The 13,158-nt window shown below is 41.6% G+C and carries 8 protein-coding genes and 1 pseudogene; 8 read left to right on the plus strand and 1 reads right to left on the minus strand.

The window, feature by feature from the left end:
* Positions 1-49: 49 nt before the first annotated feature.
* From dnaA to CDG62_RS02900, 5 genes and pseudogenes are all read left to right on the plus strand, one after another.
* Positions 50-1,377 (plus strand): annotated as a pseudogene (gene dnaA, locus CDG62_RS02880) (chromosomal replication initiator protein DnaA); the annotation flags it as partial.
* Between the two features lie 113 nt (positions 1,378-1,490).
* On the plus strand, positions 1,491-2,639 hold the full coding sequence (gene dnaN, locus CDG62_RS02885) for a DNA polymerase III subunit beta (protein ID WP_087528459.1): 1,149 nt from the start codon (positions 1,491-1,493) through the stop codon (positions 2,637-2,639).
* A gap of 15 nt (positions 2,640-2,654) precedes the next feature.
* Positions 2,655-3,737, plus strand: a complete 1,083-nt coding sequence (gene recF / locus CDG62_RS02890; protein ID WP_087528458.1) for a DNA replication/repair protein RecF — start codon at positions 2,655-2,657, stop codon at positions 3,735-3,737.
* Positions 3,738-3,789: 52 nt separating this feature from the next.
* Positions 3,790-6,261 (plus strand): DNA topoisomerase (ATP-hydrolyzing) subunit B, encoded by a 2,472-nt coding sequence (gene gyrB, locus CDG62_RS02895; RefSeq protein ID WP_087528457.1) that lies wholly within the window; start codon positions 3,790-3,792, stop codon positions 6,259-6,261.
* A gap of 170 nt (positions 6,262-6,431) precedes the next feature.
* Positions 6,432-6,800 carry a hypothetical protein gene (locus CDG62_RS02900; protein ID WP_086210886.1) on the plus strand — a complete coding sequence of 123 codons (369 nt, stop codon included), beginning with the start codon at positions 6,432-6,434 and terminating at the stop codon, positions 6,798-6,800.
* A gap of 604 nt (positions 6,801-7,404) precedes the next feature.
* Here CDG62_RS02900 and CDG62_RS02905 read toward each other — a convergent pair.
* A complete protein-coding gene (locus CDG62_RS02905; RefSeq protein WP_087528456.1) occupies positions 7,405-9,342 on the minus strand; it encodes an ATP-binding cassette domain-containing protein in 1,938 nt (645 codons plus the stop codon).
* Between the two features lie 231 nt (positions 9,343-9,573).
* Here CDG62_RS02905 and CDG62_RS02910 point away from each other — a divergent pair, with 231 nt between their 5' ends.
* From CDG62_RS02910 to CDG62_RS02920, 3 genes are all read left to right on the plus strand, one after another.
* The gene (locus CDG62_RS02910) at positions 9,574-10,584 is read left to right on the plus strand and encodes a putative solute-binding protein (protein WP_416232133.1); all 1,011 of its coding nucleotides are present in this window, start codon (positions 9,574-9,576) and stop codon (positions 10,582-10,584) included.
* A gap of 255 nt (positions 10,585-10,839) precedes the next feature.
* A complete protein-coding gene (locus tag CDG62_RS02915; RefSeq protein ID WP_087528455.1) occupies positions 10,840-11,850 on the plus strand; it encodes a putative solute-binding protein in 1,011 nt (336 codons plus the stop codon).
* A gap of 230 nt (positions 11,851-12,080) precedes the next feature.
* Positions 12,081-13,082, plus strand: a complete 1,002-nt coding sequence (locus CDG62_RS02920) for a putative solute-binding protein (protein WP_171405726.1) — start codon at positions 12,081-12,083, stop codon at positions 13,080-13,082.
* Positions 13,083-13,158: the final 76 nt, after the last annotated feature.

Raw genomic sequence — 13,158 nt, forward strand, 5'->3', positions numbered from 1 at the left:
ATGCTTTGGACGGACTGCTTAACTCGCTTGCGACAAGAGCTCTCTGGGAATGTCTTTACAATGTGGATACGCCCTTTAGTTGCAGAAGAGTTACATGACACACTACGTCTTTATGCTCCGAATCCCTATTGGACACGTTACATTCAAGAACATCACCTAGAACTGATTACAATTTTAGTGGAGCAGCTCTCTGAAGGGCGCGTACGTAAAGTTGAAATTTTGGTTGATTCACGCCCGGGTGCAATTTTATCTGCGAGTGAGCAACCTGCAACGACGACTGCTGCTTTAGAGTCTGCTCCATCGCCTGTTGTGCGTCCGAAAAAAGAAAAAGAAGAAGCTAATTCTAAAAATAGCCGTAAACGCCAGTTAAATCCTTTATTTTCCTTCTCACTTTTTGTGGAAGGTCGTTCAAACCAAATGGCTGCTGAAACGTGTCGTAAGGTTCTAACTCAGTTAGGTGCTTCTCAGCACAATCCCTTATTTTTATATGGGCCGACTGGATTGGGTAAAACACACTTAATGCAAGCAGTGGGGAATGCCTTGTTGCAAGCTAAGCCCAATGCACGTGTCATGTATATGACGGCTGAGAGCTTTGTTCAAGATTTTGTTAGTTCTTTACAACAAGGAAAAGTTGAAGAATTTAAGAAAAATTGCCGATCTTTAGATCTATTATTGGTTGATGATATTCATTTACTGGCGGGTAAAGAGGCGAGTTTAGTTGAGTTTTTCTATACTTTTAACGCACTTTTAGATGAATCTAAGCAAATTATTCTGACTTCAGATCGCTATCCAAAAGAATTAACGGAGTTGGATCCACGTTTGGTTTCACGTTTCTCTTGGGGATTGTCGGTTGGGGTTGAGCCGCCAGATATTGAAACCCGTATAGAAATTTTGCTGAAAAAAGCGGAAAGCAATGACGTGGAGTTACCGCGTAACTGCGCGTTATTTATTGCACAACAAGTGGTTGCAAACGTACGTGAATTAGAAGGTGCGCTGAATAAAGTGGTGGCTATTTCACGTTTTAAGGGGACAGCCATTGATTTGGATGTTGTGCGTGAGTCATTAAAAGACGTCTTGGCCATTCGTGCACGAACCATCAGCACGGAAAATATTCAACGTGTGGTGAGTGAGTACTTTAGAATCCCACTTAAAGAGTTGGTTGGGCCCAAGCGTACCCGTATTTATGCTCGTCCGCGCCAATTGGCAATGGGCTTGGCACGTGAGCTAACGGGAGATAGTTTCCCTGAAATTGGTATGGCCTTTGGCGGTCGAGATCACAGTACCGTCATGCACGCTTGTGAAAAAGTTTTAAGTCTGCGTGATGAAGATCCGATCTTCAATGAGGACTATAAAAACTTACAACGCTTGCTGCAAAGTTAAGCGAAATTGCTCAAATTCTATTCTTGCAATGCGGCATGTTCTGCCGCATAGTACACTGCTAAAAACACATTTATTTATTATTTTATCTTCAGTTTTTCGAGGAATGTATCGTGCGTTTAAAAATCGCGAAAGAAAGCTTACTTAATGTTCTATCACATGTCGTAGGAGCGGTTGAACGTCGCCATACTTTAAATATTCTCTCAAATGTTAAAGTACAAGTAAGCCAAGCATCGTTGACGATCACAGGTTCAGACTTGGAAGTCGAATTGGTTGCAAGTACCCCTCTTGCAGAAGGGGCATGTTTACAAGCGGGTGAAACCACTGTTCCTGCACGTAAGTTGATGGATATTTGTAAATCTTTACCGACTGCAGCGCTGATAGATTTACAAATTACTGAAGATCAACGTTGTATTTTAAAGTCTGGTAATAGTCGTTTTGTGTTAGGTACTTTACCCGCTGAAGATTACCCATTATTGACCACAGAGAACACTCAAGGCACGCAAGTTGCGGTGACACAGCGTGAATTAAAGCGCCTATTTGAAAAAACTGCATTTGCTATGGCTGTGCAGGATGTACGTTTTTATCTCACGGGAACCTTGCTTGAAATTGATAATAATCAACTGCGTGCAGTGACCACAGATGGTCACCGTTTAGCGTTATGTGAAACTGTAGCCAGCTCAAATGCAACTCAACTGATTCAAGCAATTGTCCCACGTAAAGCAGTGGGTGAATTACAACGTCTATTAAGCATTGAAGATGAACAATTGGCGTTATTGATTGGTCGTGAACTATTGAATGTGACCATTTCTATTGCCAGTCGTGACAAAGAACAAGGGGATACGACTGTTCGTTTCACCACAAAATTGATTGACGGAAAATTCCCTGATTATCGCCGTGTGATTCCACGTGGTGGTGATAAAAATGTGTTAATTGCACATGATGTCTTTAAACAATCTTTACAACGTGTTTCGATTTTAAGTAATGAAAAACTACGTGGTGTGTTCTTAAATTTTGCCGCTGATACTTTGCAGCTACGTGCCAATAACCCAGAGCAAGACGAGGCCATAGAAGATTTGGCGATTCAATATAATAATGCGCCAATGGAAATGTCTTTCAATGCTCAATACATCTTGGAAGTCTTAGGTGCATTGGATGGTGATGATGTTTCAATGACGATGACTGAAGCCAATCAATCGGTTCTCGTGCAAGACCCAGCCCATCAAGATCAGACCTATGTAGTCATGCCAATGCGTGTTTAAGCTCTAGGTTCAGGCATGCAAATCACGCGTTTAAACATCGAACGTGTTCGAAATCTCAGAACGGTTGCTCTCCATGGATTGCAACCGTTTAATGTTTTTTATGGACAAAATGGTTCAGGTAAAACCTCTATTTTAGAAGCAATCCATCTGCTGGCGACAGGGCGTTCCTTTCGTACACATATTCCGAAACACTATATTCAAACTGATACCCAAGACGCGATTGTGTTTGCCCAATCCAGTTCTGAAAAAATTGGGATGCAAAAGCTGTTGTCTGGTGAACAGCTCATCAAGGTTAATGGCGACAACATTGCCACCCAAGGGCAGTTAGCTAAAATTCTTCCTTTGCAACTGATTGATCCGCAAAGTACCGATATTATTGACCATGGGGCTAAGCCCAGACGGCAGTTGTTAGATTGGCTGATGTTCCACGTGGAACCTGAGTTTTATCATGCGTGGCAGTATTATTCACGGGCATTAAAACAGCGTAATAGTTTACTGAAAACAAGACGGAATCTAAGTCTGACAGATTTGGAGCCGTGGAACAAAATGCTCAGTGATTATGGAGAAATGCTGCACTCACAGCGTGTTAGTATTGTCGAGCAGTGGACGGGATTTTTTGAGCAAGATTTAAAACACTTGCTACCAGATCTCGAGGTTCAGTTAGAATATAGCCCTGGTTTTCATACCGAGTTAGGGCTGCTGTATGACCTGCAAAGTCACCATCAAAAAGACCTTGAACGGCGCTATACCGAGTATGGTCCACACAAGGCAGATTTGCGTTTAAAAACAAGCCTTGGCGATGCTGATATTGTACTGTCACGTGGACAAAAAAAGCTGTTAATCATAGCCTTAAAACTGTCACAGATTGCAATGCTACATGCTTGTAATAAGGAAACTGTGGTATTATTAGATGATCTGACAGCAGAATTAGATTTAACAGCACAACAACGTTTAATTGAGCGATTGAGCCAACTAGGTAGTCAAGTTTTTATTACCACTTTAGAGTATGAATCAGTCAAAAATCACTTACATGATTTATCTATTTCTTATCAATTATTCTGTGTTGAAAACGGTCAAGTTCAAGTTGTCGCACAATGATTTTAGATTTTACCCATCACGGGATAGACCTATTTTTCGCTAGGGAGAAACCATGAGTTCAGAAGATCAACAAGCTGCTTCTCAAACGGAACAAACCACAGAAAAAGCTTATGATTCCTCTAGTATCAAAGTATTACGTGGATTGGACGCAGTACGTAAACGTCCGGGTATGTATATTGGTGATACGGATGATGGTTCAGGCTTACACCATATGGTGTTTGAGGTGGTGGATAATGCGATCGATGAGGCGCTTGCAGGTCACTGTGATGAAATTTTGGTGACGATTCACGAAGATGAATCTGTAAGTGTATCTGACAATGGGCGCGGTATTCCGACCGATATTCACCCTGAAGAAGGGGTTTCTGCCGCAGAAGTGATTTTAACCATTCTGCACGCGGGTGGTAAGTTTGATGACAATAGCTACAAGGTTTCAGGTGGTCTACACGGTGTGGGCGTATCGGTAGTAAATGCTTTGTCACATAAGTTGGAACTGACGATTCATCGTGCAGGTCATATTCACCAACAAGAATATAAACACGGTGATCCTGTTTATCCATTGACTGTTGTGGGGGATACGGATACGACAGGGACAACTGTCCGTTTTTGGCCAAGTGCTGAAACGTTTAGTCAGACTATTTTCAATGTCGATATTTTGGCACGCCGTTTACGTGAATTGTCTTTCTTGAACGCAGGCGTGCGCATTGTTTTGCGTGACGAGCGTATTCATGCGGAACATGTGTTTGACTACGAAGGCGGTCTGTCTGAGTTTGTGAAATATATTAACCAAGGCAAAACACATCTAAATGACATTTTTCATTTTACCGTACAGGCGGAAAATGGCATTGGTGTTGAAGTGGCATTGCAGTGGAATGATACTTATCAAGAAAATGTCCGTTGCTTCACCAACAACATTCCACAAAAAGATGGCGGAACGCATTTAGCAGGTTTCCGTGCAGCCTTAACCCGTGGCTTAAACAGCTACATGGAAAATGAAAACTTACTCAAAAAAGAGAAAGTAGCCGTTTCAGGGGATGATGCACGTGAAGGGTTAACTGCGATTGTTTCAGTGAAAGTGCCTGATCCGAAGTTCTCTTCACAAACCAAAGAAAAGTTGGTTTCAAGTGAAGTGAAACCGGCGGTTGAACAGGCAATGAATAAATCATTCTCTGAATATTTGCTTGAAAACCCACAAGCGGCAAAAGCCATTGCAGGCAAAATTATTGATGCAGCTCGTGCCCGTGATGCGGCGCGTAAAGCGCGTGAAATGACGCGTCGTAAAAGTGCTTTAGATATTGCTGGTTTACCTGGTAAATTGGCGGATTGCCAAGAGAAAGATCCTGCATTGTCTGAATTGTATCTGGTCGAGGGTGACTCTGCGGGTGGTAGTGCGAAACAAGGTCGTAACCGTAAGATGCAAGCGATTTTACCATTGAAAGGTAAAATCCTAAACGTGGAACGTGCGCGTTTTGACAAGATGATTTCATCTCAAGACGTGGGCACGCTGATTACGGCATTGGGTTGTGGTATTGGTCGTGAAGAGTACAATCCGGACAAATTGCGTTATCACAAAATCATCATCATGACCGATGCGGACGTGGACGGTTCGCACATTCGTACCTTATTGTTGACTTTCTTCTTCCGTCAAATGCCAGAGCTGGTAGAACGTGGTTATATCTATATTGCACAGCCACCGTTGTACAAGCTGAAAAAAGGCAAACAAGAGCAATATATTAAAGATAATGATGCGCTTGAAACCTATTTAATTTCAAACGCAATTGATGAGCTTGAATTACACGTTAGTGAGGCTGCACCTGCAATTCGTGGTGAAGCTTTGGCGAATGTGATTGCGGATTATCAAACGTCTCAGAAGAGCTTGCAGCGTCTAACAGTTCGTTATCCTGCCAGTGTTCTAGATGCGTTGATTTCTGTGGAAGGCTTTAAGCTTGATCACAATCATGACCGAGCTTATGTCGAGCAGTGGGCTGAGCAAGTGCGTAGCGCTGTGGCAGAAATTCAGCCAAGCTTGCGTCCTGAGCTGAGCTTAGAAACGTTTGAAAAAGAGCTGGCAGATGGTCAAAAGATCGAGACTTATTTGCCTCGTATCACGATTTATGTACACAATTTACCGCATAGTTATTTACTAGATGCAGGTTTATTGGGTTCAGGTGAATATGCACGCTTGCTGAAAAACTCTAAGAGCTGGTTCACACTGCTTGAAGACGGTGCTTACTTGCAAAAAGGTGATCGTAAAATTGCAGTCACCAACTTCCATCAAGTCTGGCAACATATTTTGTCTGATTCACGTCGTGGCATGATGATTCAGCGCTATAAAGGTTTGGGTGAGATGAATGCGGATCAGCTTTGGGAAACCACCATGGATCCTGAAAACCGCAACATGCTGCAAGTGACGATTGAGGATGCGATTGAGGCTGATCGTATGTTCTCTTGTTTGATGGGTGATGACGTGGAACCACGTCGTGCATTTATTGAAGAGAATGCACTGAATGCGGATATTGATGCTTAAACGCATTACAAAATACATAGAAAAAAGCACTCGTTAGAGTGCTTTTTTTTACAGCATTTTTATGCTTTTGAATAAAATATAAGCAATGTACAATGTTATTAAACTGACTTATAGCGATGTCATGATGTAAGTATCAAGTCTTTTTGCACAGTGCAAAATGTGAGGTCATTATGATGGATAACCAACTAGAACAAGTACGCGACATTTGGGTGAATGCATTTTTCACCGGTAATTATGAAGTTTTAGCTCAATATGAAGATGAGCATTTTAAAGTGGTCTATGAACAAGCTGATCGTGTAGAAAGCAACTATACACGCTATGAAAAGATCGCACATGCGGTGAAAAATGGGGTTTGGAAACCTCAAAAACCTGATGTCGAATTTGAAGAATTTGAGTTTAACCGAGACCAAACACGCTGTCAGGTTTTGATTGGTTTGGTTGAAAATCGCCAACAAATCCAAGAAACATGGATCTTTGATCGGGGCTGGAAAATACAAGAATTACGTTTTTTAAAGGCGAAAAGAGCCGTTTTAAATTAAAGAAAAACGGCTAAAAAGGGTTAACTTTAGCTAAAATAATCGAATAAATAAGCATCACCAAGCTGTGGATAAAATATAAATACGCTTTATATTAGGTGTCAAAATACGTATAATTTTATCCACAATGGATGTGGTCTGAAGAATCTAAATTTAAAAGTTGTGGTATTTTTTGAATTTAAAACTGCTTTCCTGTTTACCTTGTCCTTTTAAATTCAAAACAAACTGTTTTTGAATAATTTGAAATGTTGTTGTTTAGTGGCCGAGATGTTTTGCTACAGAAAATTGTGCTTTGGACACGCATAATTAAGTTTATTTGAGTTTACATGATTGAATATTCTATTAATTTAGCAGAACTAAATAATCGAAAAATCACTTTTTAAGAATATCTAAATAATAGTTATTATTTTTTATAAGTATATGTTTTATTTAAAAAAAATATAATTTTCTTGATGGAAAACTGGATTGATTTTTATATCAAAGAGGTCCGTTTGGAGAGTGTTTGAAAAACATTCAGCCAAAGTCCGCCGATAAAAATGAAAAAGCATAAAAAAACCCGCGATGCTTGTGCATCACGGGCAGTGGTAGCTGTGTTAGATAGAATGTTTTAGTCTTCGAATGAACTTTCGAGCTCTTCAAGTTCCATCATCAGCTCTAGCATTTGTTCTTCGGCTTCACTGATTTGGTTTTTAAGTTCGGTTTGCTCATTCATCAGTTTCATGAGTTCATCTTTGCGTGCAACGTCATATAGGCCAGAATCACCGAGTAAGCTTTCGATTTCGACTAAACGTGGCTGGTGTTTTGCCAGCAGGCTTTCACATTTTTCGATATTTTTACGAATCGGGCGTGTTTGTTCACGGCGCTGTGCAGCCAATTTACGCTGTGCTTCTTTATCAACTTTAGACACGATAGTTTTTTGCGTGCTGACTTTAGATATGATCGGTGCCACGATTCCACCTTGTTTAATCATCTCTAAGCGCGCTTGCCGTAACCAGTTGGCATAATCGTGTAGATCACCTTCAAATTCTGTCGATTTTCCAGCATGGACTAAAATGAGGTCATCACATACGCTGGCAATTAGTTGGCGTTCGTGTGAAACCAAGACCACAGCACCTTCATAGTCTTGTAAAGCCATGGTCAGTGCATGGCGCATATCTAGGTCTAAATGGTTGGTCGGTTCATCTAGAATCAATACATTAGGACGTAACCACACGATTAAAGCCAGTGCTAAACGTGCACGTTCACCACCAGAGAAGCTCTCGCATGGGGTATCCATCCGTTCGCCACTAAAGCCGAAACTGCCTAAAAAGGCACGTAAGGTCGCTTCACTAATTTTTTTATCTGCAATTCGTGCCAATTGCAGCATTGGGCTAGCCGACTCATCCAGTGAATCCATTTGATGCTGTGCAAAATAGCCAATATTCAGCAGTTCTGAGGCTTTGCGTTGTCCTGCCAATAAAGGTAAATCGCCGACCAAGGATTTGATTAAAGTTGATTTACCTGCACCATTCATCCCCAATAAGCCAATTCGGCTCGTCGGGGTGATTTGTAGGTTGATATTGGTGGCAATCAGTTTGTCGCCATAACCAATATCAGCCTGCTCTAAAGTGAGCAGTGGTGAACTCATTTTAGTGGGTTCACGGAAGCTAAAGGTAAACGGAGTATCGACATGTGCAGGGGCAAGCAGTTGCATCCGTTCCAGTTGTTTAATTCGGCTTTGTGCCTGACGTGCTTTAGTGGCTTGGGCTTTAAAGCGGTCAATATATTTTTGAATATGCGCCCGTGTTTCGAGCTGCTTTTCATAGGCTTGTTGTTGTTGTGCCAAACGTTCTGCACGCGTGGTTTCAAAGGTAGAATAGTTGCCGCTATAGAGGGTAAGTTCTTGATTTTCTATATGCAAAATACGGTTGGTAATGGCATCTAAGAAATCGCGGTCATGCGAAATTAAAATCAGGGTACCCGTATAGGCATTTAACCAATCTTCTAACCATAAAATAGCATCGAGATCTAAGTGGTTGGTTGGTTCATCGAGTAATAATAAATCCGAACGGCTCATCAGGGTTCGTGCTAAGTTTAAACGCATTCGCCATCCACCTGAGAAACTCGAAACCAAGAGTTGGTTTTGATGTTCCATAAAACCTAGACCCGCCATAAGTTGAGCGGCTTTAGCAGGTGCCGAATAACCGTTAATTTCGTCGAATCGGCCGTGTAAATCAGCCAGTTCAGTGTCAGTTAACTGTTCAGGATGGTTGAGCTGTTGTTGAATGTTCCAATATTCTTCATCACCAGTCAGGACGAAATCAATCGCGGCCATATCTAAGGCTTTTACTTCCTGCGCCATGTGCGCCACTGTCCATACGGCAGGGCGACTCAGAGTGCCATCATCAGGAACGATTGAGCCTAAGAGCGCAGCAAACAGGGTTGATTTTCCAGCACCGTTGACACCGGTAAGACCAACTTTCCAACCCGGATGGATTTGCATGGAGGCTTTTTGAAATAACACTCGTCCACCACGGCGCAATGAAACTTGATCAAGCTGAATCATGGAACTATCAAATATCAGAAAAAGGTGCGCCTATTCTAATGGAAGCGTCAGCAAAAGACTAAACATTCAAAATTTATCTGAACTGAAATCTCTCAGCGTTTCTTTATAACGGGAGGATGAAACCATTTGACCTTTGGTCGGAAAGCTAAAAATTGACCTTTTTTGACCTATATTGAGGAATAGTACGCAGATATATTTTCCCAGTAAAACAAAAAATATGAAGGGATAATAATGAAAAGAAAAGGATTTTTTATTTTATCGACGCTCGCACTGTGTGCTTTCTCCAATATGGTGCAAGCGAAGCAGCAGGTGTGTGTCTTTGATTTACTGGGTAAAGCAGGGGAGTCTTATAAATTTTTAGAAGAATGGGCTTTGGTCAGTAAAAAATGGGGCGCACAGGTACAGTTGATTTCGTTTCAGGATGAAGACTTGGCCGATAAAGCCTTTCAAAATGATAAATGCGATGCGGTGTATATGACCTCAATGCGCGCGCGCACCTATAACAAGTTCGCAGGTTCGATTGATGCTTTAGGCGGAGTGCCAAGCAATAAAATTGCACAAAAGGCGGTGGAATATGTGTTGGATCCTAGAAATACCAAGCGCATGACCACTACATTACAAGGTGCAAACTATGAAGTGGCAGGTATTGGCTTGATTGGTTCAGCCTATATTTTTGTCAAAGACCGAACTCTAAATACCATCGAAAAAGCACAAGGTAAAAAATTTGCCATTTTGCATTATGACCGGGCACAACGGGTGATGGTGGAGCGAGTGGGCGCTGTACCTGTAATGTCAGATATTTCCAATTTTATAAAAAAATTTAATACAGGCGAAGTCGATGTGGTTGCGGCACCTGCTTATGCGTATAAGCCTTTAGAAATTGAAAAGGGTCTAGGCTCTAAAGGTGCTATGCTTAACTTTCCTGTGGTTAATGTCACTGCAGATTTAATTGTAAGACCTGAGCGTTTTCCTGCCCAATTTGGCGAGCAATCGCGGCAATGGTTTTTACAAAAGATTCCGCAATCCTTTGCTATGGTGCAGCGACTAGAAGCAGCCATTCCAAACAAAATCAAAATGCAACTCAGCAAGGAAGACAAAGAAAAGTATCAGCGCTTGCTACGGGAAGGACGCATTGATTTAACCAAACAAGGAGTCTATGACCCAGGCATGATGCGTGTGCTGAAAAAAGCCCGTTGTACGGTTGAACGTACCAACTTTGAATGTTCATTGGGTGGTGAATAAGGTGAAAAGCTGTATTTCTTTGTAATATTAAGCATTATTCATGTAAAGCGGATGATACTGGTTTTTTATTCTAAAATGATGAATTTAAATTGGTTTTATAAATCATCTGAAAATAAGAGATTGAGAAAAGCAAAAAAATTTGCCCAATTGACAGTTATTTTTGAGTAAATGCTCTATTTTTTTAATTTTAACTTGCTTAATATTTTGCATGTGTATGGACACCTGTCAAACAACAAAACGAACAAGGACATAACAATGAAAAAACTAACACTCGCACTCGCTGCTTTTTCTGCTTTTGGTGTGGCGTCGACGGCACAAGCGGCTAAAGTGGACATCTGTGTATTTGACTTGCTTGGCAAATCAGGTGAGTCCTATCAAATGGCGCAAGAATGGGCTCTAGCTGCAAAAGGCTGGGGGGCTGAAATTAATTTAATCCCTCGTCAAGATGAAGCCGTTGCAGACAACGATTTTAAAGCAGGTAAGTGTGATGGCGTGTTTATGACCGCTATGCGTGCACGGCAGTACAATAAATTTGTCGGTTCTATTGATGCATTGGGCGGTGCTCCAAGCAATGCCATTGCACAACGTGCGATTACTTTTGCATTGGATCAGCGTAATGCGACAAAAATGGTGACCAATCTTGGAGGTAAAAAATACGAAGTGGCTGGGATTGCACCTTTAGGTTCGGCTTTTATTTTTGTACGAGATAAAAGCATTAATTCCATTGAAAAAGCGGCGGGCAAAAAGTTTGCGGTTTTGGGCTATGACGATGCGCAAAAAATCATGGTACAACGCGTCGGTGCTCAAGCAGTGATTTCCGATGTATCTAACTTTGTGGCGAAGTTTAATAATGGTCAAGTCGATATGGTCGGCGCACCTGCTTATGCTTATAAACCCCTAGAAATTTATAAAGGTTTAGGCACAAATGGTGCCATGTTTAACTTCCCTGTATTACAAGTGACTGCTGACTTTGTGATTCGCCCTGATCAATTTCCCGCAGGCTTTGGGCAAAAATCGCGAGATTGGTTTGTGAAAAACCTACCGAAAAGCATCGCGATGATAGGCCGTTTAGAAGCAGGCATTCCTGCAAAATACAAAATGAATCTCAGTGCAGAAGACAAAACCAAATATCAAAAAATGTTGCGTGATGGTCGGATGGATATGACCAAACGAGGCATTTATGATCCAGCAATGATGTCGGTCTTGAAGAAAGCCCGTTGCTCGGTGGATAAAGCCAATTTTGAATGCTCACTGGGCGGTGAGTAATTTACTGAGTGTAATTAAAGAAAGCTCAGTTTAAATGGGCTTTCTTTTTTGATTTTAATTGACCGATTTAAATGGATTTGACGCAGCTAATTTGTATAGTGCGTAGGAAATGAGTGGTTTTGAACCGAGCGAAGTGTCATTCGGGGCATTAAAAAATAACAAAGAGCACAAGTGAGTGTCTCATCACAATAAACAACAATAAGTCAAAAGGAAGATGTATGAAACAGTGGATGAAAGGCCTCGGTGTCGGGACATTAGTCATTTCTGCAACAGCGATGGCACAGGCTAAACAAGTGGTTTGTGTATTCGACTTGGTTGGTAAAAATGGTGATGTGTATAGTCTGATGAAAGATTATCAGTTAGCGGCTAAAAACTGGGGCGCGGATATTGAACTGCGGGTCGGACAAAACGAAGCCGTGATTGCTGAGGATTTTAAAGCAGGAAAGTGTGATGCCATTAGTGTTACAGGTATGCGTGGGCGCCAATTTAACGCGTTTACAGGCTCACTCGACGCGATTGGCGCGATTCCCGACCTCAATTTAGCAGTGAAAGTCATGCAAGGCTTAGCCAGCCCAACTTTTGCTAAACATATGGTCAATGGCAAGTATGAAGTTGCAGGTGTAATCCCCGTTGGAGACGCTTTTTTAATGGTGAATGACCGTAGCATCAATACCGTGGCCAAAGCGGCGGGTAAGAAAATTGCCGTTTTAGACTATGATCAAGCGCAGAAGATCATGGTTCAGCAAATTGGTGCACAAGCTGTCAGTGCCGATGTCACTAACTTTGGCGCAAAGTTTAATAACGGCCAAGTCGACATTATTGGTGCGCCTGCTGCGGTTTTTAAGCCCTTAGAGTTACATAAAGGTTTAGGAACGAAAGGCGCCATTGTGAATTATCCGATTTTACAGGTCACAGGGAATATCATTATTCGCCCGGATAAATTCCCAGCAGGTTATGGACAAAAATCACGGGAATGGGTCAAAGGACAGTTACCGCGTGCATTTGGTATTTTGGGTAAAATGAAAGCCGAAATCCCACAAAAATATTGGATGCAGGTGCCTGCAGCCGATCAATCTGGCTATCAAAAGATGATGCGTGAAGCTCGGATTGATCTCACCAACCGCGGTATTTATGATAAGCGAATGATGAAACTGTTATGGCAATTCCGTTGTAAGCAAGCAGCGAAAAACTTTGAATGTGGCTTACAAGATGAGAATTACAAACAATCTTGATAAAATTAGTCTGATTTGACTTTAAATATTCAAATAGGGACCATATATTGAGTATGCTATACTCGAAATATGGTCT

It is taken from the genome of Acinetobacter sp. WCHA55 (assembly GCF_002165305.2).
GTDB lineage: Bacteria > Pseudomonadota > Gammaproteobacteria > Pseudomonadales > Moraxellaceae > Acinetobacter.